The sequence below is a fragment of the Prolinoborus fasciculus genome, from assembly GCF_056724605.1.
In genome coordinates this window covers 1-24,496 of sequence record NZ_JBWZQN010000055.1, presented here as the reverse complement: position 1 = coordinate 24,496, position 24,496 = coordinate 1, and the positions used below count along the sequence as shown (strand labels likewise).

The 24,496-nt window shown below is 38.8% G+C and carries 24 protein-coding genes and 2 pseudogenes; 16 read left to right on the top strand and 10 right to left on the bottom strand.

The annotated features are described in order from the left end of the window. Positions 1-212: transposase (locus AC1P5O_RS12700; protein WP_164542825.1), on the top strand; the 212-nt coding region annotated here is incomplete at its 5' end. Positions 213-1,466: 1,254 nt separating this feature from the next. Further along, the gene (locus AC1P5O_RS12695) at positions 1,467-2,081 is read left to right on the top strand and encodes a thiol:disulfide interchange protein DsbA/DsbL (protein WP_004668326.1); all 615 of its coding nucleotides are present in this window, start codon (positions 1,467-1,469) and stop codon (positions 2,079-2,081) included. Positions 2,082-2,142: 61 nt separating this feature from the next. Here the strand turns inward: AC1P5O_RS12695 and AC1P5O_RS12690 are convergent, their stop codons facing one another. The 4 genes from AC1P5O_RS12690 to AC1P5O_RS12675 form a co-directional block, all read right to left on the bottom strand. After that, positions 2,143-4,608 (bottom strand): heavy metal translocating P-type ATPase, encoded by a 2,466-nt coding sequence (locus AC1P5O_RS12690; RefSeq protein ID WP_499006106.1) that lies wholly within the window; start codon positions 4,606-4,608, stop codon positions 2,143-2,145. A gap of 190 nt (positions 4,609-4,798) precedes the next feature. Continuing rightward, positions 4,799-4,993: a heavy-metal-associated domain-containing protein gene (locus AC1P5O_RS12685; RefSeq protein WP_004281879.1), complete on the bottom strand. Its 195-nt coding sequence runs from the start codon at positions 4,991-4,993 to the stop codon at positions 4,799-4,801. Between the two features lie 469 nt (positions 4,994-5,462). Next, positions 5,463-6,344: a CopD family protein gene (locus tag AC1P5O_RS12680; protein ID WP_004668321.1), complete on the bottom strand. Its 882-nt coding sequence runs from the start codon at positions 6,342-6,344 to the stop codon at positions 5,463-5,465. Positions 6,345-6,408: 64 nt separating this feature from the next. Next, the gene (locus tag AC1P5O_RS12675; protein ID WP_004281877.1) at positions 6,409-6,789 is read right to left on the bottom strand and encodes a copper resistance CopC family protein; all 381 of its coding nucleotides are present in this window, start codon (positions 6,787-6,789) and stop codon (positions 6,409-6,411) included. A gap of 351 nt (positions 6,790-7,140) precedes the next feature. On the opposite strand from AC1P5O_RS12675, the gene AC1P5O_RS12670 reads away from it, so the two are divergent. Continuing rightward, entirely contained in the window at positions 7,141-7,383 is a 243-nt protein-coding gene (locus AC1P5O_RS12670) for a DUF2789 family protein (RefSeq protein ID WP_004281876.1), read from the top strand. Between the two features lie 221 nt (positions 7,384-7,604). Here AC1P5O_RS12670 and AC1P5O_RS12665 read toward each other — a convergent pair whose 3' ends face one another. Next, entirely contained in the window at positions 7,605-8,537 is a 933-nt protein-coding gene (locus tag AC1P5O_RS12665; protein WP_499006103.1) for an IS5 family transposase, read from the bottom strand. 497 nt (positions 8,538-9,034) lie between these two features. On the opposite strand from AC1P5O_RS12665, the gene AC1P5O_RS12660 reads away from it, so the two are divergent. The 5 genes from AC1P5O_RS12660 to AC1P5O_RS12640 are packed head-to-tail and all read left to right on the top strand — an operon-like array spanning position 9,035 to position 14,079. Then, positions 9,035-9,466, top strand: a complete 432-nt coding sequence (locus AC1P5O_RS12660) for a hypothetical protein (RefSeq protein WP_004695737.1) — start codon at positions 9,035-9,037, stop codon at positions 9,464-9,466. Positions 9,467-9,492: 26 nt separating this feature from the next. Next, positions 9,493-9,741: a DUF2933 domain-containing protein gene (locus tag AC1P5O_RS12655; protein WP_004695740.1), complete on the top strand. Its 249-nt coding sequence runs from the start codon at positions 9,493-9,495 to the stop codon at positions 9,739-9,741. 20 nt (positions 9,742-9,761) lie between these two features. Next, the gene (locus AC1P5O_RS12650) at positions 9,762-10,412 is read left to right on the top strand and encodes a methyltransferase family protein (protein WP_103800921.1); all 651 of its coding nucleotides are present in this window, start codon (positions 9,762-9,764) and stop codon (positions 10,410-10,412) included. 11 nt (positions 10,413-10,423) lie between these two features. Continuing rightward, positions 10,424-12,799 (top strand): heavy metal translocating P-type ATPase, encoded by a 2,376-nt coding sequence (locus AC1P5O_RS12645; protein WP_103800920.1) that lies wholly within the window; start codon positions 10,424-10,426, stop codon positions 12,797-12,799. Next, the gene (locus AC1P5O_RS12640; RefSeq protein ID WP_103800919.1) at positions 12,796-14,079 is read left to right on the top strand and encodes an MgtC/SapB family protein; all 1,284 of its coding nucleotides are present in this window, start codon (positions 12,796-12,798) and stop codon (positions 14,077-14,079) included. The genes AC1P5O_RS12645 and AC1P5O_RS12640 overlap by 4 nt, the downstream gene beginning before the upstream one ends. A gap of 38 nt (positions 14,080-14,117) precedes the next feature. On the opposite strand, the gene AC1P5O_RS12635 is transcribed toward AC1P5O_RS12640, so the two are convergent. Together AC1P5O_RS12635 and AC1P5O_RS12630 are read right to left on the bottom strand one after the other, a co-directional pair. Further along, a complete protein-coding gene (locus tag AC1P5O_RS12635; RefSeq protein WP_005093351.1) occupies positions 14,118-15,518 on the bottom strand; it encodes a heavy metal sensor histidine kinase in 1,401 nt (466 codons plus the stop codon). Then, complete coding sequence (locus AC1P5O_RS12630) at positions 15,511-16,191, bottom strand: heavy metal response regulator transcription factor (protein ID WP_004668313.1); 681 nt, start codon at positions 16,189-16,191, stop codon at positions 15,511-15,513. The genes AC1P5O_RS12635 and AC1P5O_RS12630 overlap by 8 nt, the downstream gene beginning before the upstream one ends. 148 nt (positions 16,192-16,339) lie before the next feature. Here AC1P5O_RS12630 and AC1P5O_RS12625 point away from each other — a divergent pair, with 148 nt between their 5' ends. From AC1P5O_RS12625 to AC1P5O_RS12610, 4 genes are all read left to right on the top strand, one after another. Then, positions 16,340-16,657, top strand: a complete 318-nt coding sequence (locus tag AC1P5O_RS12625; protein WP_004763979.1) for a hypothetical protein — start codon at positions 16,340-16,342, stop codon at positions 16,655-16,657. 86 nt (positions 16,658-16,743) lie between these two features. Further along, positions 16,744-18,555 carry a copper resistance system multicopper oxidase gene (locus AC1P5O_RS12620; protein ID WP_121980232.1) on the top strand — a complete coding sequence of 604 codons (1,812 nt, stop codon included), beginning with the start codon at positions 16,744-16,746 and terminating at the stop codon, positions 18,553-18,555. Continuing rightward, positions 18,542-18,880: a hypothetical protein gene (locus tag AC1P5O_RS12615; protein WP_103800917.1), complete on the top strand. Its 339-nt coding sequence runs from the start codon at positions 18,542-18,544 to the stop codon at positions 18,878-18,880. The genes AC1P5O_RS12620 and AC1P5O_RS12615 overlap by 14 nt, the downstream gene beginning before the upstream one ends. After that, positions 18,867-19,799, top strand: a complete 933-nt coding sequence (locus AC1P5O_RS12610) for a copper resistance protein B (RefSeq protein WP_103800916.1) — start codon at positions 18,867-18,869, stop codon at positions 19,797-19,799. The genes AC1P5O_RS12615 and AC1P5O_RS12610 overlap by 14 nt, the downstream gene beginning before the upstream one ends. 249 nt (positions 19,800-20,048) lie before the next feature. On the opposite strand, the gene AC1P5O_RS12605 is transcribed toward AC1P5O_RS12610, so the two are convergent. Continuing rightward, positions 20,049-20,378 carry a four-helix bundle copper-binding protein gene (locus AC1P5O_RS12605; protein WP_004641881.1) on the bottom strand — a complete coding sequence of 110 codons (330 nt, stop codon included), beginning with the start codon at positions 20,376-20,378 and terminating at the stop codon, positions 20,049-20,051. Positions 20,379-21,156: 778 nt separating this feature from the next. Between AC1P5O_RS12605 and AC1P5O_RS12600 the strand changes: the two genes are divergently transcribed. Together AC1P5O_RS12600 and AC1P5O_RS12595 are read left to right on the top strand one after the other, a co-directional pair. Then, positions 21,157-21,513, top strand: a complete 357-nt coding sequence (locus tag AC1P5O_RS12600; RefSeq protein WP_004668307.1) for a type II toxin-antitoxin system RelE/ParE family toxin — start codon at positions 21,157-21,159, stop codon at positions 21,511-21,513. Further along, positions 21,506-21,808: a helix-turn-helix domain-containing protein gene (locus tag AC1P5O_RS12595; protein ID WP_001140620.1), complete on the top strand. Its 303-nt coding sequence runs from the start codon at positions 21,506-21,508 to the stop codon at positions 21,806-21,808. Before AC1P5O_RS12600 ends, AC1P5O_RS12595 begins: the two co-directional genes overlap by 8 nt. Before the next feature lie 41 nt (positions 21,809-21,849). Here AC1P5O_RS12595 and AC1P5O_RS12590 read toward each other — a convergent pair. Next, a pseudogene (locus AC1P5O_RS12590) lies at positions 21,850-22,011 on the bottom strand (IS6 family transposase); the annotation flags it as partial. A gap of 93 nt (positions 22,012-22,104) precedes the next feature. Continuing rightward, positions 22,105-22,497, bottom strand: coding sequence for a Cd(II)/Pb(II)-responsive transcriptional regulator (gene cadR, locus AC1P5O_RS12585; RefSeq protein WP_000550240.1), 393 nt, complete (start codon positions 22,495-22,497; stop codon positions 22,105-22,107). Between the two features lie 842 nt (positions 22,498-23,339). Between cadR and AC1P5O_RS12580 the strand changes: the two are divergent. Both AC1P5O_RS12580 and AC1P5O_RS12575 read left to right on the top strand, forming a co-directional pair. Then, a pseudogene (locus AC1P5O_RS12580) lies at positions 23,340-23,867 on the top strand (cation efflux transmembrane domain-containing protein); the annotation flags it as partial. A gap of 70 nt (positions 23,868-23,937) precedes the next feature. Beyond that, the coding region (locus AC1P5O_RS12575) for an IS6 family transposase (protein ID WP_499006100.1) at positions 23,938-24,496 on the top strand (559 nt) is incomplete at its 3' end.

Below are 24,496 nucleotides of genomic sequence, written 5' to 3'. Positions count from 1 at the left end.
AAAATAAACCCATCCAAACTGAAGAAGAAAAACAATTACTTTGCAGAAGAGGATTGATCGAAACAGTGAATGATCAATTAAAAAATTTACATCAACTTGAACATTCACGTCATCGTTCGGTAAATAACTTCATGGTGAATATCATGGCTGCTGTAGTGGCTTATTGTTTGAACCCCAATAAGCCAACTTTCCAAAATATGCTAAAAGGTTAAGTGGATTTCATCGAACTCAGGTTAAATAATAAGTGCAGAAAGCAAAGAATCACAAAGTTTCCGGCCTATAAATTTTTGATTTAGCAATAATTAAATCCCTTACAATTCAAATTTTTCAGCAACGACTTATCTTTGTTAAAATAGTATTAATTTATTTTTTTTAGGACAAACCTTAACCAAATTACAAATTTGTAATTTGGTTGTCATTTAGGTGTATATATCTAGGAATTAGTATATGAAGAAATTATTTTTTGGTCCAAGATATGATTAGATTCAATAATATATATATGAAGATTGTTTTAGTTATTTTTACTATAGTTTTTTCAACCAGTAGTTTTGCTGATGGGGGACTTCGTTTCTTAGAGAAAAATTTAGAAATAATTAACAATGAAAAAAGCAAAGGGTGTGAAGAGAATTAATTCAAAATTATAATGAAGCACATATAACTAGGAAAACTAAAAATTAGTTATTTTTAGTATGGTGTAACTAAGATTAATTAATTTTTTTAAATCGAATGATAAATATATTTATTGTTTTTAATTTATTCTTTACCATTTTCAAATTTTTAAATAATCCGAAAAGACTATTTTAAACTTTAGGGTTACATATGCTCCTATACATAGGCAGGAATAAATATGCAACTTAGTATATTTGCAACAATAGTACTGGAAAGATTCATGTAATAATGCTTAAAACTCTCTAATTAGTTAGGGAGGCATTGGAATTGGAGAAAAAAGTAAAGTGCCCACTAGTAAATGTGGTTATTGGAGGGATTATCTCATCAACCCTTCTTATGTTGGTTTTATTACCAATATTGTCCCGGTGGATAAATGAAAAGAAAGCTTCTTGACCAATTATAGTAAGCAATTTTTAGCAGAAATATTGAGGCTTACTCAAGTCTCTCAGCTAATCGTAAATAGAATAAGGAAACTATTGTATGTCAGAAGATCATTCTCAGAGCCACGCGGCTGTTACTGAAGAGAATAGTAAGAAGTTAATATTTACTGTAGGTTTGACCACTACGTTTTAATCGTAGAAATTATAACCGTTTTTATTACTCAAAGTTTAACTTTTGTGATTATCTAAAAACACATAGCGGTCGAATGGCCATATTAACTGACTTAAAATCAGTCGCATACTTTAATGTAGCGGTTCTGATAGCACAAAAGTTCGCAGCATGAAAACGGAACCGGCATAATTGATTTATAGTGAACCCATACACTAAGCATAATGATTTAGAGGACGATAATCCCAATGAAAAAATTCCTTTTAGGAGCTGTTGCCGCATCTGTTTTGGCCTTTTCAGGTAGTGCTATGGCCAATTTTGTGGCAGGTCAGGACTATCAGGTGGTCGCAAAACCAGTCAAAGTCGAAAAACCGGGCAAAATTGAGGTACGTGAATTCTTCTGGTATGGCTGTGGTCACTGTTTCACGTTGGAACCGCATATGCAGGACTGGTTGAAAAAATTACCCAAAGATATCCGTTTTGTACGTACACCTGCTGCAATGAACCCGCTTTGGGAACAGGCTGCACGTGCTTATTATGTTTCAGAAGCCCTGGGTGTGCGTCAAAAAGCACATTTACAGTTATTCCATGATATTCATGACAAGCAGCGTCCAATTTTAGAACAGGCACAATTGGCCAAGTTCTATACCCGTTATGGTATTTCTGAAGAGAAATTTAACACGACTTATAAATCATTCCCGATTTCGTCAAAAATTGCTCAGGCAAAAAATTTGACTGCTCAATATCAGTTAAGCGGTGTACCAGCGGTGACCGTGAATGGTAAATATATTGTGCAGGGCAATGATGCCAAAGTAATTCAGGTGGTGAATTACCTGATTGAAAAAGAGCGTAAAGCCAAATAAGACGCGATTGATTATCTCTAAAAAAAACCTGCATCGAATCTGCAGGTTTTTTTATTTAAACTTAAATAATTGCAAGGGGGGCTTTAAAACGTTTTAATCGTAAAGCATTTCCTAGTACAAATATTGACGAGAGAGCCATTGCACCAGCAGCAAATACAGGAGAAAGTAGCAGTCCAAATTGCGGATAAAGTACACCTGCTGCAATAGGAATCAGAGCTGCATTGTAAACAAATGCCCAAAATAAATTTTCACGAATATTGGTTATAGTCGCTTTGCTTAAAGCGATAGCATTTGGCACTCCTTTCAGGTTGCCAGACATCAAAACCACATCAGCAGCTTCAATAGCTACGTCTGTACCTGTACCTATTGCTAAACCAATATCTGCTTCTGCAAGTGCAGGGGCATCATTAATGCCATCTCCAACATATGCGAGTTTACCATATTGATTTTTTAATTTTTTAACGGCCTCTATTTTACCTTCTGGTAAGACTTCTGCAATAACCTCATCAATACCTAGTTTTTTTGCAATCGCTTGAGCTGTATGACGGTTATCACCTGTAATCATGGCAACCTTTAAACCTAACTGATGTAACGCTTCAATTGCAGCAAATGTTGATTCTTTAATTGGATCTGCTACAGCAATAATGGCAGCAAGTTTCTGGTCAATCGCAACATAGAGAGGGGTTTTTCCTTCTTCTCCCAAACGATCCAAAAATTGAGAAAAAACATTAGGATTCAAACCTAGTTTTTCCATATATCGATCTGCACCAATATGAACCAAATGTTCAGACACCGTTGCTTCTATTCCATAGCCCGTGACTGACTTGAAATCAGCAACAGGAGACAGAATTAATTCCTTATCTATAGCGGCTTGTACAATTGCTCGAGCAATAGGATGCTCAGACTTTGATTCAACGGCTGCCATAAGTGAAAGTACGGCATTGTATTCAAACCCTTCTAAGACATGCAGATCGGTTAAAATTGGTTTCCCTTCAGTCAGGGTCCCTGTTTTATCAACAGCAACCACTTTAGTTTCTTTGAGCAGCTGCAAAGCTTCCCCTTTACGGAATAAAACACCCATTTCAGCACCACGCCCAGTTCCCACCATGATTGATGTAGGCGTTGCAAGTCCCATTGCACAAGGACATGCAATAATGAGTACCGCAACTGCATTAACTAAGCTAAACGTTAGGGCTGGCTCAGGGCCGAAGATAAACCAAGTAATAAAAGTTAAAAGAGAGAGACCCATTACTACAGGTACAAACCACATGGTAATTTTATCAACCAATGCCTGAATAGGCAGCTTGGAACCCTGTGCCTGTTCAACCATTCGGATGATTTGAGAAAGCACTGATGAACTACCAACAGAGGTGGCTTTGATATTTAAGCTGCCACTTTGGTTAATTGTTCCTCCTACCACAGTAGAGCCTATCGTTTTTTCAACGGGCATAGGCTCGCCAGTAATCATGGATTCATCAATAAAACTTTGGCCGTGAATAACTTCACCATCGACAGGGATACGCTCGCCTGGTCTAATCTCTACAATCGTTCCTGTTTGAACTTCGGCAATCGGAACTTCTATCACCTGATTATTGAGCTGTATTCTGGCAACTTTAGGCTGCATTCCAACTAGATGTTGAATTGCTAAAGACGTTCGGCCTTTTGCCTTGGCTTCAAAAAATCTACCTAATAGAATTAAAGTGATAATAACCGCTGCAGCTTCATAATAAACATTGACCGTGCCTTGTGGCAGGACACTTGGAAAGAAAGTAGCAACCACTGAATAAAGATAAGCAGCCAATGTTCCTACAGCCACCAAGGAATTCATGTCTGGTGCTAAGCGGAATAAACTTGGGATGCCCTTTTTAAAGAAGCGTCGGCCTGGAAAAATTAATGCTACTGTGGTCAAGAAAAATTGCATTAACCAGCTATTTTGTTGGCCAATGTTATCCATCATAAACGTATGAAAGGCGGGAATCAGGTGTGATCCCATTTCTAAAATAAAAACGGGTAGAGTCAATAAGACTGACAAAATTAAATCTTTTTTAAGTTTTTCTAATTCAATATTTTTTTTATCTTGAAAGCTTTCCGTAGTTTGATGAACTGACTTTGCTTCAAACCCTGCTTTGGTGACAGCCTGAATTAACGAGTCACGAGTGACAGATGAGCTTGCCTGAATAGTCGCTTTTTCAGTAGCCAGATTTACATGAGCTGATTCCACACCCTCAACAGATTTTAAGGCCTTTTCTACTCGACCTACACAAGAAGCACATGACATACCCTCAATCGTAAGCTCTATTGGTTGCAGCGCTTCCACTTCGTAGCCTGCTTTTTCTACGGCTTTAATTAAAGTAGCGCGATCAAGTGGTTGATGCGCATAAATGACTGCTTTTTCGGTAGCCAGATTTACATGAGCCGATTCAACACCCTCAACAGATTTTAAAGCTTTTTCCACACGGCCTACACAAGAAGCACATGTCATCCCCTCAATCTCTAATGTTTCACTGTAGTGTGGCGTATCAGTCATTTCGGTACTCATATACGATCTCTATCATTTAGATATGCTGAGTTCTATATGCGAAGATCAGCTCGAACCAAGATTAGGGGGAATTCAGGGATTACTTTTATTTCAAGCAAGTACAGGTTTTATCTGTACGATGAGGAAAATAAGAGAGAGTAAAAGTGGTAAGGAATTCCCACTGTTACTCTAACAGAGATTAAGCAGGATCAGCTGTAAATCCACGCTCACTGAGAGTGGCAATGACTTGATCCTGACTCACCGTTGTGTTGATTTCAACAATACGGTTTTGTAAATCAATATCGAGTGAGGCATTCGAGTCGAGCTCTTTAATTGCGGTAGTAATGCCGCGTGCACAACCACCACAAGTCATATTAGCGATGTGAAATTTCATATGTTGCTCCTTTTTAACAAAACATTTGTTTAAAACATTAGAACAGTAACTCTAAACTTTCACCATACAACCAGCCTTTTTCTGAATCAGTTACTCGCTGTAACTTGGTCTGTTTACAACCTTACAGTTTTCTTCAGAGTATTCCAAAGAAGAGTGTTCTAATGACTACAGTAAAAGTACTTAACCAACATTAATGTGACTTTAAAATGACATTTTTGTCATCTACGATCACTCTGAAATTTATAAGATTAGTTATTTCAATCAATGGTAGTGAACTGAATAGATGAGACCGTTATGGGTTGAAGATAAGCTAAAAACCGGTGACTACCTTTATGTATAATGCCTCATGATGCGATTTTACTGTTCTGATTGTCGTAAGTTGGCAGTCCAGTAGAAACTTTATTGCTCAGCTACAAAAGATAAATGCAGTAATGTTAAATTTCCTCAATTCCCTTATTTTGAAATTCTCTTATTCAATACCCACGACAGTGGTTATATAGCCTGTTGTTAATAGAATTGATAGACCTAATAACATCTCAAATAAAATGGCATGACTAAGGTGTTTAGCGAATTTAGGATGTTGAAGACGCGGGGTGAAATACCATTTGTTGAAGGCAGCTAAAAGTAGAATACCTATAACAAAAAACATTTTAACCATGAAACCATAGCCATATGCAGTATTGATTAAGGTATTAAAATCTTTAATTAAAAGAAGAGCTACACTAGCGCCACAGGCGATTAATATCCCAACAATGAAAGCAGCAATACGTCCAAATACATGCATGCGATCTTTTAAAGGTAAACCACTTATTTCCCGGCTGGTTTTCCATAACGGATATAAAGACCCCATCCATAACGACATAACTAGAATATGGATTGATAATAAAATTTGAGCAAGTAAGGTTAAATTAGCGACATGTCCGAGCTGGGAAAAACTAAAAATAATCGGGAGAAGTAAAACACAAAATATTGAACTTTCAATTATAGAAAACTGACCTTTGTTCCTGTTAACTTTAACCACCATGAGAAGAAGTAAAAGAGCAAAACTAATAGAACGAAGAACGTATATATACCCCGTCGGAGTATTAACCAATATATTAATATACGTGGGGTCCACCATCCCTGTAATACCAGTATTGGCAAAACTACCAATCAGAATAAAAAATCCCAAGGTACTGGAAATTAGGCCTAATCCAGCGCCAATTGTAATATATTTAAGAATCGATTCTTTTAGTTCAAGATATTGTCTAAGTAAAAAATAGCAAAAGGCTCCACCAACGACAAAAGCTACACTTAAATATAAAATAACCTTAGTTAACCAAGTGGCCCACATCCAATATTCAGAAATCATTATTTTTGTCCATTCTAGAACAACATGCCAGCACCTCACTGACATGTTGAAAGGTAATCAATTCTTATTTAGTTGATTTGATAGTGAAACTATATTCACCATTCATGTTGTGACCATCTTTCCCCATTGTTGTCCAGACAACGGTATATTTACCTTTTTTCAGTTTCGGAAGAGCGACATCAAAGGATTTCTTTAAGTCATGAGTAACTTCATATTTTAAAGGAACATCTCTTCGCTGAGCATCCAGTAACTTAATATTCATCAACATAACCTCTGCACCAAAGTTAAGGGTCAAGTTCTTTGGTTGACTAAGGATAGATGCATTTTCCGCAGGAATCGCACTCACTAAACTCACATGAGCGAACGTAGTTGTAGTAGCCACAATCATCGTTGCAGCTACTACAACATTACGTAGAGCAGTCATTTTATTTTGAAATAATTTCATTTACGTTTCCTCTTGATTCGTTAGTTCATTAGAGATGACTTTATAAAATCTATATTTAATGAGACCACATCATCTCCTCTTATATTTCAATTATTAGTGAGAGACAGAAACAGAGCGATGACTTCAAAATTACATTTTTGTCATTTTTAAAATTTAAAATCTTTAACTATTAAAATAATCTTATTGAAAAATAATGATCATTTAACAAACAAATTATGTAGGTGGTTGATTTATGAAATGTAGTAATCATTTTGTCTAAGAAAATAGTAGCTATTTAATTTTTTATATTTTAGTTTAAATATAAACATGTTATGTTTAATTTGATCTAATATAAATTTGTGGGCTAAGCACATGACTCAAACACGTCCAAGAATGACCAAATTATTTGAACAGCTTGGTTTAGCTTCTACTGAAGAAGCAATTGCAAAATTCATAGAGAGCCATCAGCTAGCTGGAGATGTTTTTTTAACACAAGCAATTTTTTGGACTGATGCTCAACGTCATTTTTTAGAAGAAAAACTACACTCTGATGGTGAATGGACGACAGTGATTGATCAATTAAATGAGTCTTTACATGAAAATTCAGTAAAATAATTTTCCGTTAGTATTAAGGATCTACATTCTTCCCTGCATTGAATACAACTCATTCATACAGTAGTACTGTTTTGGAGATGGAATCTCTATTATATAAGTAGTAGATTCCTTACTCTGAAATTTGGATTATAAACCCTAATATTAAAAATAATCTTCTTTACCTTCTATCGGCTTTGTTGCACAAAGATTTGAAATGCAAAGCGCCCCTAATTGAGCCAAATTTAAGGCGTAACTTGGGTAAGTGGTCGACCTAATTCCGTAAATCTGTTAAGGACTGCTACACGTGCATGAATTTCATTCACCTGACTAGGAAAGCTTCTTGCCATTAATTTATCGCCTAATAATTTGATGCAATGCATCTTGGTTTCCACCAAACTGCGGCGATGATAGCCTGACCATTTTTTCCATAATGTCCTGCCTAAACGTTTAACTGTTCGAAGTAATTCATTTCGCTCTAGCGAGCTACTCTTTGTATCTTTCCATGGTTTCGCATTTTTTCTAGGTGGAATCACCGCATGTGCTTGCCGATCTGCAATGACCTGACGGCATTGCTTGGTGTCATAAGCTCCATCGGTATAAACAGAGTTAATCTGCTCATCTTGTGGAATCTGATTAAGTAAATCACCAAGCACCTGTGAATCACTGACATTATTGGTTGTAAGCTGAACTGCTCGTATTTGTAGGGTTTTAGCATCTATACCAATATGAAGTTTACGCCATTGGCGACGATATTCAGGTCCATGTTTCTTGCGTTTCCATTCGCCCTCACCTAGAAACTTCATGCCTGTAGAGTCCATGAGTAGATGCAGCCCATCGCTACTTTTTTGGTAGCTGATTACAATATCAATATGCTTTTGTCTTCTACAAAGCGTGGTGTAATCTGGAGCTATCCAATTTAATCCGCAAAGTTTAATCAGACTTTGCACAAAGCCAGTGACCATACGTAAAGACAGACGGAATAAGGATTTAATCATTAAGCAGCATTGGATGGCTGCGTCGGAGTAGGTTTGATTTCGCCCTTGTTTACCGATGGACGGAGCATACCATTGCGTAGCAGGATCAAACCAAATGGCAATATTTCCGCGACTCATGAGTGCTCGGTTATATGCGGGCCAATTGGTTGTGCGGTAGATTTTGTGTGCAGGCTTCTTCATTTGAAAATTATATCGCTGAAAAACCCTTTACAGATAGGTTTGTGCAACAAAGCCCCTTCTATCTAATAAATATACCAATAAGTTTAATAATTAAATTATCCACCCTTTTTTCTATAAAAAACTATTTTGATCAACTGTATTTTTTCTTTAAAGGAATAACAGTGTAAATTACATTAAGAATGTGTCTCTAACTAGCCTTGGAGTCATCTAATCATTTCATTTTTATTTTTTTAAGCACATAAAATCATAACAACTTTAATAGTTTTAAAAGATTAATATTAAATAAAATTTTTGTCATCTCAGCATAGACTATATATTTCGAGAAGATCTCAAAATTACATTTTTGTCATTTTTAAAAATAATTAATTAATAGTGCTAAAATTTTTAAGAGAGACAGAGAATAACCAAAAATTTCATCAGTTTAGTAGTCAAATTCCTAGACTCTGTTCAGTACTAAAACATAGCTTTTACTTCCAAATTATTTAAAGGAAAAAATTATGATGAAATTCAAAAACATTTTTTTGGGCTTATGTATCGCAGCCGCGTCATTGAATACATTTGCACAGCAATCCGATGAACACAAAGATCACCACCCTGAAAAAACAGCACCATCTGCAGTAACAATTAAGCAAACAGTTACCAGCACCACTGCTACAGATAAAATGGCTGCAATGGATCAACACATGAAGGCGATGCAAGCCATGCATGAGAAGATGATGGCTGCAAAAACCCCACAAGAACGTCAGAAACTTATGGCTGAGCACATGAAACTCATGCAAGGAGGTATGAGTATGATGAAACAGATGGGCAGCCAAAGCATGAATGCAAATATGGCTGACCGTCAGCAGATGATGGAAAAACGTATGGACATGATGCAATCCATGATGCAGATGATGATGGACTGTATGCCTCCGTCAGCAACTAAATAGTTACCCATGAATTAGGGGAAAGCACCATGAATCACCAACACCAAGAAAATAATTCAGTACCTAACTTCTGGTCTACACGTTATGCCATTGGTCTAATCGTGCTGGGTGGTATCGCAGCTTATTTTCTATTAACGGAACATTTAGCCCACGTTATCGGTGCTTTGCCTTATTTATTCCTTTTAGCGTGTCCACTGATGCATATTTTTATGCATGGTGGTCATGGGCATAACCACTCGCAGCAAAAAAAATCCGATATATCTGATAACAAAAAATAGCTCTTATCAGGAGATCCATCATGAATCATGCGGAATCGGCTTATGGTTTATGGACGCTGGTTATCATTAACTCAGCAGTTTTTATCATGTTCGCTTTCAGTTTTTTTAGACCTTCCACTGCGCGCGATTGGCGTACATTGGGGGCCTTTTCGGCTTTTATCATTGCTCTATTTGTCGAAATGTATGGTTTTCCTTTAACCATTTACCTGTTATCTGGTTGGCTTCAAACTCGCTTCCCTCAACTTGACTTACTTTCTCATAATGCAGGTCACTTGTGGTCAACGCTATTAGGTGAAAAAGGTGATCCACATTTTGGCATTTTGCATATCGCCAGTTACGTTTTCTTGGGCTATGGATTTTACCTGTTATCAACGTCATGGCACGTGCTGTACAACGCGCAACGTCAGCATTCTTTAGCGATCACAGGCCCTTATGCACGTATACGTCACCCACAATACGTGGCTTTTGTGATGATCTTGCTGGGTTTTTTATTGCAATGGCCAACTTTACTGACACTGATTATGTTTCCAATCCTACTCTTAATGTACAGCCGCTTGGCAATTAAGGAAGAGGCTGAAATGAGTAAACAGTTTGGCGCTGTCTATGACAGCTATGCTCAACAGACTCCGAGATTTATTCCAAAATTCGGCCATAAAACCACTTTTCCATAAGAGAATTATTTATGTCAGATCAAAAAAATCATAACCAGGACCATATGGCACAGGCTACAACAGACGTACTGAAAGACCCAGTCTGTGGTATGACCGTCACTGAAGAATCGAAATACCATGAGGAATTTAAGGGGAAAACTTACTTTTTTTGCAGTGATAAATGTCAATCAAAGTTTCATAGCAGCCCGGTGCAATATATCGCTAAACCCGCAACGACGACTGCCGATGCATATACACAGCATCATCAGACTACTCAATCCGTTAATGATGCAAGCACAACAGGCACGACCATCTATACTTGCCCAATGCATCCAGAAATTAGACAGGATCATCCTGGAAACTGTCCTAAATGCGGAATGACACTGGAACCACTCATTCCCGAGTTAGAGGAAGATGAGAATCCTGAGTTACGTGATTTCCGTCGACGCTTCTGGTGGACACTGCCACTCACCATAGTCGTGACTTTTTTGGCAATGTTTGGCCATCAACTGAACCTGTTCGACATGGCAGTTCAGAGCTGGATTGAATTAGTGTTGTCACTCCCGATTGTACTGTGGGCAGGTTGGCCATTTTTTTCCCGTGGTTGGCAATCGGTTGTGAATCGCAGCCCAAACATGTGGACCCTGATCGGTCTAGGTACAGGGGCTGCTTTTATTTACAGTGTGGTTGCGACCATTGCACCACAAATCTTTCCAGACTCATTTATCTCCATGGGTCGTGTCGCTGTTTACTTTGAAGCTTCAGCGGTCATCATTTCTTTGACCCTACTGGGGCAAATACTGGAATTAAAAGCACGTTCGCAAACTTCTGCTGCAATTAAGTCACTCCTCGGACTTGCTCCTAAAACAGCTCGCCGAATCCTGCCCGATGGAACTGAGGAAGATGTTCCTCTGACTCATGTCCATGTAGGAGATTTACTCAGAATTCGCCCAGGTGAAAAAGTTCCTGTGGATGGTGTAGTCACTGAAGGAAGCAGTTCAGTAGATGAATCAATGCTGACAGGCGAACCTTTACCAATCACTAAACGCGTCGGCGACAAAGTCATTGGAGCTACCCTGAATACCAATGGTTCATTGATCATGCGTTCAGAGAAAATTGGTTCAAGTACCATGTTGTCTCAGATCGTACAGATGGTGGCGCAAGCTCAACGCTCAAGAGCCCCAATGCAACGCATGGCTGATCAGGTTGCAGGTTGGTTTGTCATGGCTGTAGTAGCCATTGCCTTGCTTACCTTCTTTGGATGGGGACTGTTCGGCCCAGAAGAGTCGAGCTGGGTTTATGCATTAATCAATGCTGTGGCAGTACTCATTATTGCCTGTCCTTGTGCACTAGGCTTGGCAACTCCAATGTCTATCATGGTTGCAACGGGTCAAGGTGCTACTCATGGTGTGTTGTTCCGCGATGCAGCAGCCATTGAGAATCTGCGCAAGATTGACACACTAATCATTGATAAAACAGGTACGTTGACCGAAGGACGCCCTGTATTCGATCGTGTGGTTGCCGCATCAGGTTTCGATGAATCTGAAGTATTACGTTTAGCCGCCAGTCTTGATCAAGGCAGTGAACACCCGCTAGCCGAAGCGATTGTAAATGCAGCACACGAACGTGGCCTGTCTCTTGAAACACCAGATAATTTTGAATCAGGCTCAGGGATTGGTGTTCGAGGTCAAGTGGGCGATCGTCAGTTAGCTTTGGGCAACACGGCACTGATGGAACAATTGGGTATCTCCGTACAATCTCTGATTCCGCAAGCCGAAGAGCTGCGTTCGGAAGGGGCAAGTGTCATGCATCTAGCCATCAATGGTGAATTGGCCGGCCTGCTTGCAGTATCTGATCCCATCAAAAAAAGTACTCCTGAAGCTCTTACCACCCTGAAGGAAGCTGGACTACGTATCGTAATGGCAACGGGAGATGGTCTCACCACTGCCCGTTCAGTCGGAGCACGTCTGGGAATCGATGAGATACATGGTGAAGTCAAACCCGCAGATAAACTCGAACTTGTCAGCAAATTGCAGAAGCAAGGTCGCATCGTGGCAATGGCCGGCGATGGAATCAATGATGCACCTGCACTAGCCAAGGCTGATGTCGGTATCGCTATGGGTACCGGGACTGATGTCGCAATGAATAGTGCTCAAGTTACCCTGGTCAAGGGAGATTTACGCGGTATCTCGGTTGCCCGTTCACTCTCGGAAGCTACTGTCAGCAACATGAAACAGAACCTCATGTTTGCTTTCCTTTACAATGCCTTGGGTATCCCAATAGCAGCTGGCGTACTCTACCCATTTACAGGTTGGTTGTTGTCACCCATGATTGCGGCCTTGGCCATGAGTTTTAGCTCCGCTTCAGTGATCACGAATGCCCTTCGCCTGCGACATAAAAAGCTATGATAGAGAGTCCTTTTCTTCCACCAGATGTATCAGGCCTAGTTGCAGCACTTGCCATCGGCCTGCTCATTGGTTTAGAACGAGGATGGAATGATCGTGAACTGCCAGAAGGCAGCCGAGTAGCAGGCCTACGTACCTTCACATTGACAGGATTACTCGGAGGAGTGCTGGGTCATCTACAGCCAAACTTTGGGCCTTGGCCACTAGTCGCAGCCGTATTAGGGCTTTCCCTTTTACTTACGGTATCCTACGCGCGTACCGCAAAAATTTCCGGTAATTTAAGCGCTACCACGACGATCGCGATGCTGTTGACATTAGTTCTAGGTGCATATGCATCCCATGGTAATGTTACTTTAGCATTAACAGCGGCTGTCATCGTGGCTGTATTTTTGGATCTCAAGCCAACCTTACATGGTTGGTTACGCTTGATCGAACATCGTGAATTAACCGCATCTCTACAGTTACTGGTACTTTCTGTCGTTATATTACCTTACTTACCCAATACGGGTATGGGACCTTTTGCTGCATTAAATCCTTACCAGTTATGGTGGGCAGTGATCCTGATTGCCGGACTCTCTCTGGCAGGTCATTTTGCCATGCGGCTCACCGGTTCACAAAGAGGCATACTCTGGACAGGTCTATTGGGTGGTTTGGCATCTTCTACAGCTGCAACTGTCGCACTGGCACGCTATACACGCCAGCACCCCGTCATGGTCAGTGCTGCTATTTCTGGAACATTGGCTGCCTGTGGCATCATGTTTTTTCGTATGGTTGTGCTGATAGGCGTCATTGAGCCAGCATTGCTAAGCACTTTTGGTGGTGCAATGATGATTGCGGGAATCCTTCTGCTGGGTATGGCATTGTGGAGACAACGCCAAATTACCAGCGCTGAAAACAACGATCGAACAATAGAAGCAATGGCTCCTTTTGATCTTGGGACAGCATTCAGCTTCGCTGCTTTCCTGGCTGTCATGGCAGTCTTGGTCCCGGCAGCAAAACAATGGTTGGGCACCAGCGGCATCTTCGTATTATCGACTATTTCTGGGCTAGCAGACGTAGATGCTATTTTAGTCTCACTTGCCCGCCTGCATAGTACTGAAGGCTTAACAACAAATGTGGCTGCTGTCGCGCTAGGGCTGGCCACACTGAGCAACATGTTAAGCAAAGCGACAATTGCATGGATGACAGGGGGGGCACAGTTTGGCCGAGCTATCATATTTGGCTACACAATTGCCATGATAGGTGCTGGCGTAGCTCTGGCTCTCAGTTTGAGCTTTATGTAAGGTCAACTCGGGTAAATGGAAGATGTTCAAAAAATGAGTTAAAATGATTCCCCTTGCATGGATTCACTTTGAAAAACAATGGTAAAAATGATTCGACCATTGAGGGATTCAGCCTGGATGGTCGCCCCAAGCATATCAAGAATAGATTTTGTTATGGCAAGCCCTAAGCCGGTTCCTTCTTCTGTTCTTTGTCTAGACGCATCTGTTCGATAAAAACGATCAAATAATCTGGATAGTTGTTCAGGAGAGAGTTCAGGGCCTTCATTTTCAATTGAAAATATTGTGTTATCTAAATTCTGTTGAAGTTTTATCTGTATTGTAGAATTCTTGTTTCCATATTTAACTGCATTAGACAATAGGTTGCTGAGTGCGCGACGTAACATAGCAGGATCACCTTTTACATTGCCAGATCCTGTTTGTTGAAGTGTCATATTTTTTTCGGCAGCGAGAGCGTCATAGAAATCAAATAAAGCGGTAACTTCTTTAACGAGGTCAATATTCTGTAAGTTCTGTAAATTTAAGCCATGTTCTGCTTTTGCCAAGAAAAGCATATCGGACACCATTCGAGCCAAACGTTCAAATTCTTCTAAATTAGAAAATAGTATTTCTTGATAAGTACCAATATCTCGGTTACGGGCGAGACATACTTGAGTTTGGGTCATTAAATTATTAATCGGTGTTCTAATTTCATGTGCTAAATCAGATGAAAAATCGGAAAGTTTTTCTAAAGCTGACTCTAGTCTGTCCAGCATAGCATTGAAGGCGATTGCCAATGATTTTAGTTCGGTTGGTGTATGCTCAACTTCTAAACGTTCTGAAAGATGTTGAGCAGAAATTCCTTCTGCGACCTTAGCCATTTTTTGCACGGGTCTTAAACCTCTCCAGGTTGCAAACCAACCTAAAAACATTAAACAAATTGTACCAGCCAAACCAATATACAAAAGTTGACGCTTAAAATCTTTTAGAAAATGTAGATGTTCTGATGTATCGATCCCAACAATAATTCGTACAGATTGTATTTCAGAATTTCTATTTATACCTGTAGTGTAGATCATGCCACGATAGGTCTTATTTTGAACTTGCCATTTAATCCATGAATTATTTGCTGACTTGATTAAATTTTGAGTATTAATGATTGAGGATGCTGAACTAAATAAAATTTGGCCTGTCGGTCGTTCTATTTGGACCATAAGATCATGGTGTCCAACTAACGCATCTCTTAAATAAAGATTAAGTTCTGGAGAATTTTTAGGATGCTGTTGGAGAAGATTCTGAATAAGCTGGATTTTACCTTCTAATTGGGTACGGTCTTGAGTTTCAAAATGATGCATTACTAATTTATTTATGAACAAACCCATAATAATTAGAATGAAAATAGTAGATAATGAGAAAATGATACCGATCCGGAAACTGATCGCTCTGAATAAATTATTATTCATCCTCTACCTCTAGTACATACCCCATTCCTCGAATATTCTGAATTAATTTGGGAGTAAAGTTACTGTCAACTTTACTTCTTAATCGTTTAATAGCGACTTCAACGACATTCGTATCACTATCAAAATTCATATCCCAAATTTGAGAAGCAATCAGCGCTCTTGGTAAAATTTCACCTCGTCTACGCATAAAAAGTTCCATAAGCGCGAATTCTTTTGCCGTCAGATCAATGCGTTGACCCGCTCGCGTTACCCGACGTTTTCTCAAATCAAGTTCTAAATCAGCAATCTTAATAATATTACTATCTTCTCTTTGCTGCCCTCGTCTAAGGAGAGTTTTGATTCGAGCAAGAAGCTCTGCAAAAGCAAAAGGCTTTATTAAATAATCATCAGCGCCTAACTCTAGACCTTTTACTCGATCTTCTATCTGATCTCTGGCTGTTAAAAACAGAATGGGCATTGTTTTACCGCTGCTACGAATATCATTGATAATATTCCAACCATTTAGTCCAGGTAACATCACGTCTAAAATAATTAAGTCATACTCTTCAGAAAGAGCTTGATGTTTACCCGTTAACCCATCTGTAACCCAGTCCGTAATATAGCCAGCTTCGGATAAACCTTGCTTGAGATAATCACCAGTTTTTTGTTCATCTTCAACTAATAGTATTCTCATTTCCGAATCCTAAGTCATTCATTAAAACTATAATAACGTTATAAAACATCTGATCGAGATAGATTACAAAAATGTCATTTTCAAGTCACTTAGATGTTCAATGCTTCACTTTATTGTAGTAGCAAGAAATTAACTTTTAGAGAAACTTATGAAAACTGTAGTGCGTCGTAGTCTAACAATTTTAATGTGTGCTGGAACTTTAATTGCTGGTACTCAATCTTGGGCAAAAGATGCAAAAGATCTATCAAATTCGAAATCTAATGCTGTGACAACTGCAAAAAAAGCACAAGAGCCGTGTTCTAAACCTTGTAAGATGAACAAGGATAATAAGGTTCAGCAAGAACCTAGCCAACAGCAAGCGGCAAATTCCTCTGATATGTCGAAAATGGATCATTCCATGATGAATATGGACCATTCGAAAATGGATCATTCAAAAATGAATATGTCCAATACATCAAATAAATAATTTTATAAAAGCAGGAAAGGAGTATTGGAGCTAACGATAAGGATTGCCTTAATACTCTAATCTGGTCTTTTTAACGGTGAGATAGAATGTCAAATAAGTTAAGTCATGTACTCTTAATTGGAGTTGGTTTATTTTCATCAACTTGGGTAATGGCGGCAGTTAAAGAATATGATTTAACAATCGCTGAACAAACTGTAAATATCACAGGAAAACCAGTTGAGAGAATTACCGTAAATGGTCAATTTCCTGCGCCTTTGCTTGAGTTTGAAGAGGGTGATGAAGCCATCATTCGCGTGAAAAATAATTTAAAAAACCAAGATTCTTCTATTCATTGGCACGGACTGTTGTTGCCGGGCATTATGGATGGTGTACCGGGATTTAATGGTTTTAACGGTATTAAGCCTCAAAGCGAGTATGTTTATAAATTCAAGATTCGCCAAAGCGGGACTTATTGGTATCACGCTCATTCTAAAGGACAGGAACAGGACGGCTTATATGGTTCTTTTGTGATTTATCCAAAAGGTAAAACACCATTGGCAGCACATGAAAAAGCTGAACGTGACTATGTGGTGATGTTGTCAGATTTTCATGAAAAAACCAGTGATCAAATTCAGAAAGATCTTAAAATTTCAGCTGAATATTATCAAGATCAGCGTGAAACCTTGGGTGATGTTTGGAAGCAGGTTAAACGTGATGGCATAAAAGCGACATGGTCTGACCGCAAAATGTGGAATCAGATGCGTATGCTAAAAACCGACATGTCGGATGTTACAGGTTATACCTTCCTCATTAATGGCAAAACACCTGAACAAAATTGGACAGGAATGTTTAAACCGAATGAAAAAATTCGCCTACGTTTTGTGAATGCATCTGCGATGTCTTTCTACGATGTCCGTATTCCTAACTTGAAAATGACTGTGGTCAGTGCTGATGGTCAGCCTGTAAAACCTGTTGCTGTGGATGAGTTTCGTATTGGCACAGCTGAAACTTATGATGTGATTGTGGAGCCCAAAGGCGGACATTATCAAATTGAAGCTGAGTCAATTGACCGTGCAGGCTATGCGATTGGTACACTGCACAATGAATTAAATCCTATGACACATGGCATTCATATGCCTGCACCACGTCCACGCTCACTTTTGACCATGGAAGATATGGGACATGGTGGCGGTGATCATGCAGGAATGGATCATTCGAAAATGAACCACGGCAATATGCAAGGCATGGATCACTCGAAAATGGATCATTCAAAAATGAACCATGGCGATATGCAAGGCATGGATCACTCGAAAATGGATCATTCACAGCATAGCGCAGTAAAACCGCAAAAAAATGATCAAGTGGTTTATGGTTGGGCAAATGCCTCTACACCTGCAGGTAATAAAGCCTTGCAATATAGCGATTTAAAATCGTTAGAGCCGCAAAAAGATACTCGTGAAGCCAGCAGTGAATTGGTCGTGCGTTTGGGCGGTACTATGGAACGTTATATTTGGACCATTAACGGTAAAAAATTTAGTGATGCTGAGCCGTTAAAAGTGAAATATGGCGAGCGTATCCGTATCAAATTTATTAATGACAGTATGATGGCGCACCCGATGCATTTACACGGTATGTTTATGCAGTTGGAGAATGGTCAAGAGTCGGTAGATATGCCAAATAAACACACATTGATCGTACCACCGGGTAAAACAGTTACGGCTTTATTAACTGCGGATGAATTGGGTGAATGGGCAATCCATTGTCATTTGTTGTATCACATGAGTGCGGGGATGATGAACAAGTTAATCGTGGCGAATGTTAGCGATGAACAAGTATCTACAACGCCAATTCAAGGTACAAATTCGACTCAAACTCACCAAGCAACTGAGCAAAAAGGAGCTGAACATGCACATCACTAATTTTGTATTGAAAGCGATTTTTTCTGTTGCGGTATTGAGTTTAACGACCTTAAGTGTGGCGCACGAAGGGCATCATTCAACTACTCAGAATAATGGGAAAAATATGCCATCAATGAATCATCAAGCCATGTCTGAGATGAATCATTCACAACATTCTGCACAAGAGCATGCACAACACATGCAGATGATGGGGAAAATGAATCATGCTGCACATTCAGCACCGATGAACCATCAACATGCAGGTCATCAGCCAATGCATCACAAATCAACAGAGAAACAGCAAGATCAAAAAGTACAGAAAGGAGATCAACATGCGCACCATTAATCTTTTTTCTAAAACTGTTTTAGCAAGCTCGTTGTTGATGATTAGCGCAGTGAGTTTGGCACATAATGGCGAAGATCATAGTGCACCTGCAAAAGTGACAGCTGCTGTTGCATCTTCTAGTCAAAATCAGTCGATACAAATGAACCATGGTCAGATGAATCATGCACAACATCAGGCAACATCTACGGTTAATCATTTACATCTTGTACCCGATGCGAATGCTCAGCAGAGTTTACATTATGATCATCGCTCAGAACACGGTGCGCAAATTTATGCGATTACGACGGTGGACAATAAGTGGCTTGTCAATGAAGATGGCACAGGCGGTTTAAAGTCAGAGTTTGAAACCCGTATTGGCACAGATGAAAATAAGGTTTTTATTAAAGTTCATGCCGATAAAGAAGAATCGCATGATGCACATTACGATGCCAAACTTTTATATAGCCGTATGATTTCAGACTTTTGGGATGCACAGATTGGTGCACGTTATCGCAGTGAAAAAGTTGAACTCGATGATCATCGCAAAGATACAGAAGAAAGTGTTGATGCGGTGATTGGCTTACATGGTATGGCGCCATATTTCTTTGAAACTGATGCTTATCTCTATGCGGGAGAAGACAGTTATGCGGGCTTTAGCCTAGAAACAGAACGTGATTTTCTGATTACGCAAAAGTTGATTATTCAACCCTATTTAGAGTTGGATGTGGTCTTTAGTGATGATTCTAAATATGCGAAAAAAACTGGTTTAAGCAGTGCGACAGCAGGGCTTGAAACTCGCTATGAAATCAGTAAAAAGATCATGCCGTATATTGACATTGGCTATGACTATTCAAAAGGGAATGATGGAACGTCGTGGCAAATAGAATCAAACTCTGAAAAAGGTTGGTTATATGGAGCAGGTGTTAGATTTAGATTTTAATTAATTTAATGAATACTAAATAGCTTCATTTAAATAAAACTCTAGCTTGATGCGGTCGGAAGCAAAATGTTAACTTATTTTGCTTCCTTCCACGATTTTAATCTTAATTTAGCTTAATTTGAAAATTCAATCCTTGTACTATATTAAATATTCAATACTCAGCCCAATATTATATTAAGCCATAGAAGTAAAAAACAATAGAAGTTATGACATCATAAGCCTAAATATAATTAACATTATTGAAGTATTTTACATGGCAATTTTTCGACATTCTTCTGCACACTGACGGCAAGCCTCAGCACATTTTTTACAATGATCATGTGAATGTTTTTCACACTCTTCCGCACAATATTCACAGATCTTAGCACAAAGCTCACAAATCTCTTTGAGGAAAGGTGAGTTATGTTGTTGCATACGCACACATAACTGACAAATATCTGCACATTCTAGACAACGTTGAATACATTCACGCATCATCTCTAAATCTTTTTCTTTTAAACAAGAAGTTGCACATTCAGTACAAATAAGTGAACAGTTTGTACATGCAGAAATACACTCTGAAAATTCCGTATTAATCATTTTTTACTCTCAATTTATAAAATCAAAGAAATAATTAAAACATAATTTTTTTCTACTAATTATTTTAAATTATTAGTAAATGTAATACATAATTTTAATTTATATGAATAATGTTAATTTTAACTAAATCTTATTTATATTCCAAATTATTAAAAAACAGTTTTTAATTAGGATAGATGATCAAGTATCAAAAGCAGCTATTCTTAAAATAACTACAATAATTTTATCACTTTAAAAATAGATTTTCCCTCTATTTAACATAATGGCGGTTATACGCAATACACTTGTATATTAATATAAATATCAATAACTTAATAAAAATAGAAAAATCCAAGAATGCCCAAAAATCCGATTTTGAAACAAGTCGGCTTTTTTATGAGCGGTTTTGATACTTCTTGCCAATAAATTTGACTAAAAAATAGTCAGTTTTGAGGTTTTTCAAATTTTATCAATGCCTCAATGTCCAAAATTATCCACATTTTTTGTGGATAAAATTTAGGCTATTTTGTAAGCCCTGGCTCATACCAATCTCGGCCCTTTGCTGCTATCCGCAATACTGGAAATTTCCTATCATGAAGACATAGAGAGCAGGATGCTCCAGATAAAAAGAATAAGATGAACAACAAGGAACGTGAGATCAGACAGGAGTCAGATCTAAGCGCCAAATATGGAAAAGCCCGACAGGATGTCGGGCTTTTTTATTGCCTATCCTTTCTCATTTGCAAAACAAACATAATGCCCCTAAAATATAGACTATAATCTATATTCTGGTTGTGGTATGTGGACAGTCATTACGACAGATCTATTTAATCAGTGGCTTGAACAGCAAGATGAACCTACACAAGAGAAGGTCCTAGCTGCCCTGGTTGTTCTACAGCAGCAGGGACCGAGTTTAGGCCGTCCTTTAGTAGATACTGTGTATGAGTCTAAATTTACCAATATGAAAGAACTGCGTGTTCAACATCGCGGTAGACCCTTAAGAGCTTTCTTCGCATTTGATCCCTTACGACAGGCTATTGTTCTATGTATTGCTGATAAAGGCGGTAAAAAGCGTTTTTATAAAGACATGCTGGATATTGCAGATGAACAATACCAACTTCATCTCACTACCCTAGGAGATAAATCTAATGGCTAAGACTCTGCAAGAATTGTTAGCTAGCCGCTCTCCAGAGAGCCAAGCCCGTATTCAAAAAATGGCTGATGAATTACTGCTAGAAAATCAGCTTCATCTTATTCGTGAAGAACTCGAAATTTCTCAAAAAGAGCTTGCTGAAACTTTGGGAATAAAACAGCCATCGCTTTCAGCAATAGAAAATCGTGGCAATGATCTTAAGATTTCAACCATGAAAAAGTATGTTGAGGCAATGGGTGGGAAGCTCCGTATTGATGTAGAGCTTCCAACAGGAAAACATATAGGATTCAACGTTTAACAATAAAAATGGGAGCTATAGGCTCCCATTTTTAGATTCGTATAACGTTGAACCCAACGGTAAATAGTCGTGTGATCAACATTCACACCCCGTTCGGCCAGCATTTCCTGCAGTTCACGATAGCTAATGCCATATTTACAATACCAGCGCACAGCCCAAAGAATGATTTCGCCCTGAAAATGCCGACCATGGAAAGGATTCATATGCTGCACCTTTAGCTAAAACAGTCTTCAGCTTACCATTCGTGGTTATTTGCAACAGTGCCGATTTTTTGAAAAAAGCATAGGTCTAGATAATCAAGCTAGATTTTTTAAAACTCCACATTGGTCAATTGTACATAAACCATCACAAGTACCTCTTAAATCAGATAGTTGTTCAATAAGCTTTTGTTGCTTGATTATATTTTCTCTGATAGCACTGACATGTAAGTCAATTAATTCATTCACATCTGAACAATTTTTCTCAGGTTTGTCTTTATAGGTAAGTAATTGACGAATTTCATTCAAACTCATATTTAAAGTTCGGCAATTCAAAATAAATTTAATTCGCTCAACATAGCCTACATCGTAAAGGCGGTAATTTCCTTCCGTTCTTTCCGGTTCCGGAATTAAACCTTCCTTTTCATAAAACCTAATTGTTAATACTGAACATGAGGTTTTTTTAGAGAGTTCACCAATTTTTAAATGCATTGAGTTAGTATTTCCAAAGATTCTTGACTCTATAGTAACTATAGGGATTCTAATATTCAAAGTTTATAATTTTTTTAATGGGTATAATTATGAGTGGTTGTGGATGTAGTAAAGAAACACCATGCGAAGATAAGAAATCTCAACAAGAAAATCATCCATCAATTGCAGAAGCAAACAATTCAAAGAATTGTGATAATACGCTTAGCTGTTGTGGTGAAGAGGAAGAAAAAAAATCTTCATCTCCTTGCTGTAACACTTCAAACAGTTGTGAAGATACCGCTCAATCCTGTTATGGTTCTGATCCCAAAGAAAATTTAAGCACTGAAGACGTTTTAAAAGATTCGCACTACATGAGTGAATACTTAGTTCCCAAAATGGATTGTTCTGCGGAAGAACAGATGGTTCGTATGGCGCTATCTTCAATTGATGGTGTTCAAAAACTCATCTTTGATTTACCTAACCGTTCTTTAAAGGTTCTACATAATCAAAAAGATGAAAATATAACCACCAAACTTGAAGCTTTGGGTTTTGGTGCAAAGCTTGTGAAGACTGAAACTTATATAAGCAATCAACAGGCTAAGCAAACAAGTACCTACACCATTCCTAAAATGGATTGCTCTGCTGAAGAGCAAATGGTCCGTATGGCTCTTGCAGATATTGAAGCAGTTAAAGGTCTTACTTTTGATCTTCCCAATCGAAAACTGAAAGTCTTCCATAATGAAGGGATTCAGCAAATTACGGCTAAACTCGAAGGACTGGGTTTTGGGGCGAAACTTGATGAAACACAGCTTTCTTCAGGCGATATACCTAATGAACCTGATCCTGTGAGACAAGCTAAAGTACTTAAACTGTTATTAGGTATTAATGCTCTACTTTTCTTTATAGAATTCATCAGCGGTATTATTGCTGCGTCTACAGGATTGATTGCTGATTCTCTAGATATGTTTGCCGATGCAGCCGTTTATGGTATTGCGCTATATGCCGTCGGAAAAGCTGCGAAATATCAAATAAAAGCAGCCCATTTCGCAGGTTGGATTCAGTTATTACTTGCTGTTATCGTGATTGTTGATGTCATTAGACGATTCATGTTTGGAAGCGAGCCAGAATCAACGCTCATGATTGTTATTGGCCTGCTCGCACTTATAGCTAACGTGACATGCTTATATCTTATTTCTGGTCATCGAGAAGATGGCGCACATATGAAAGCCAGTTGGATTTTCTCGGCGAATGACGTTGTCGTAAATATGGGCGTTATATTTGCCGGTGTACTCGTGGCGTGGACGGGATCAGCTTATCCAGACTTAATCATTGGCATACTGGTTTCTTTATTCGTACTTAATGGTGCCCGAAAAATTTTGGCTTTGAAGTAAGAGTATCGGGCACTGTTGCAAATAACCACGAATGGTAAGCTGAAGACTGTTTTAGCTAAAGGTGCAGCATATGAATCCTTTCCATGGTCGGCATTTTCAGGGCGAAATCATTCTTTGGGCTGTGTGCTGGTATTGTAAATATGGCATTAGCTATCGTGAACTGCAGGAAATGCTGGCCGAACGGGGTGTGAATGTTGATCACACGACTATTTACCGTTGGGTTCAACGTTATGCTCCTGAAATAGAAAAACGTTTACGCTGGTATTGGCGTAATCCTACAGATCTGAGCTCGTGGCATATTGATGAAACCTATGTAAAAGTGAATGGACGATGGTCTTATCTGTATCGTGCAGTCGATCAACGTGGCGATACCATTGATTTTTATCTTTCTTCTAGACGTAATACCAAATCAGCATATTGTTTTCTTGGAAAAATTTTAAATAATGTGAAGAAGTGGCAAATTCCACAAGTGATCAACACGGATAAAGCACCCACATATGGACGTGCTTTGTCGCGACTAAAACAGGAAGGAAAGTGTCCTGAAGACCTGGACCATCGACAGATTAAATACAAGAATAACGTGATTGAATGTGATCATGGCAAGCTCAAACGGATCATCAAGGCTACGT

Excerpts from the sequence above, each read along its gene's own strand:
- AC1P5O_RS12695 (WP_004668326.1), top strand. The coding sequence starts at position 1,467 with ATGAAAAAATTCCTTTTAGGAGCTGTTGCCGCATCTGTTTTGGCCTTT.
- AC1P5O_RS12690 (WP_499006106.1), bottom strand. The coding sequence starts at position 4,608 with ATGACTGATACGCCACACTACAGTGAAACATTAGAGATTGAGGGGATG.
- AC1P5O_RS12685 (WP_004281879.1), bottom strand. The coding sequence starts at position 4,993 with ATGAAATTTCACATCGCTAATATGACTTGTGGTGGTTGTGCACGCGGC.
- AC1P5O_RS12680 (WP_004668321.1), bottom strand. The coding sequence starts at position 6,344 with ATGATTTCTGAATATTGGATGTGGGCCACTTGGTTAACTAAGGTTATT.
- AC1P5O_RS12675 (WP_004281877.1), bottom strand. The coding sequence starts at position 6,789 with ATGAAATTATTTCAAAATAAAATGACTGCTCTACGTAATGTTGTAGTA.
- AC1P5O_RS12670 (WP_004281876.1), top strand. The coding sequence starts at position 7,141 with ATGACTCAAACACGTCCAAGAATGACCAAATTATTTGAACAGCTTGGT.
- AC1P5O_RS12665 (WP_499006103.1), bottom strand. The coding sequence starts at position 8,537 with ATGAAGAAGCCTGCACACAAAATCTACCGCACAACCAATTGGCCCGCA.
- AC1P5O_RS12660 (WP_004695737.1), top strand. The coding sequence starts at position 9,035 with ATGATGAAATTCAAAAACATTTTTTTGGGCTTATGTATCGCAGCCGCG.
- AC1P5O_RS12655 (WP_004695740.1), top strand. The coding sequence starts at position 9,493 with ATGAATCACCAACACCAAGAAAATAATTCAGTACCTAACTTCTGGTCT.
- AC1P5O_RS12650 (WP_103800921.1), top strand. The coding sequence starts at position 9,762 with ATGAATCATGCGGAATCGGCTTATGGTTTATGGACGCTGGTTATCATT.
- AC1P5O_RS12645 (WP_103800920.1), top strand. The coding sequence starts at position 10,424 with ATGTCAGATCAAAAAAATCATAACCAGGACCATATGGCACAGGCTACA.
- AC1P5O_RS12640 (WP_103800919.1), top strand. The coding sequence starts at position 12,796 with ATGATAGAGAGTCCTTTTCTTCCACCAGATGTATCAGGCCTAGTTGCA.
- AC1P5O_RS12635 (WP_005093351.1), bottom strand. The coding sequence starts at position 15,518 with ATGAATAATAATTTATTCAGAGCGATCAGTTTCCGGATCGGTATCATT.
- AC1P5O_RS12630 (WP_004668313.1), bottom strand. The coding sequence starts at position 16,191 with ATGAGAATACTATTAGTTGAAGATGAACAAAAAACTGGTGATTATCTC.
- AC1P5O_RS12625 (WP_004763979.1), top strand. The coding sequence starts at position 16,340 with ATGAAAACTGTAGTGCGTCGTAGTCTAACAATTTTAATGTGTGCTGGA.
- AC1P5O_RS12620 (WP_121980232.1), top strand. The coding sequence starts at position 16,744 with ATGTCAAATAAGTTAAGTCATGTACTCTTAATTGGAGTTGGTTTATTT.
- AC1P5O_RS12615 (WP_103800917.1), top strand. The coding sequence starts at position 18,542 with ATGCACATCACTAATTTTGTATTGAAAGCGATTTTTTCTGTTGCGGTA.
- AC1P5O_RS12610 (WP_103800916.1), top strand. The coding sequence starts at position 18,867 with ATGCGCACCATTAATCTTTTTTCTAAAACTGTTTTAGCAAGCTCGTTG.
- AC1P5O_RS12605 (WP_004641881.1), bottom strand. The coding sequence starts at position 20,378 with ATGATTAATACGGAATTTTCAGAGTGTATTTCTGCATGTACAAACTGT.
- AC1P5O_RS12600 (WP_004668307.1), top strand. The coding sequence starts at position 21,157 with ATGTGGACAGTCATTACGACAGATCTATTTAATCAGTGGCTTGAACAG.
- AC1P5O_RS12595 (WP_001140620.1), top strand. The coding sequence starts at position 21,506 with ATGGCTAAGACTCTGCAAGAATTGTTAGCTAGCCGCTCTCCAGAGAGC.
- cadR (WP_000550240.1), bottom strand. The coding sequence starts at position 22,497 with ATGCATTTAAAAATTGGTGAACTCTCTAAAAAAACCTCATGTTCAGTA.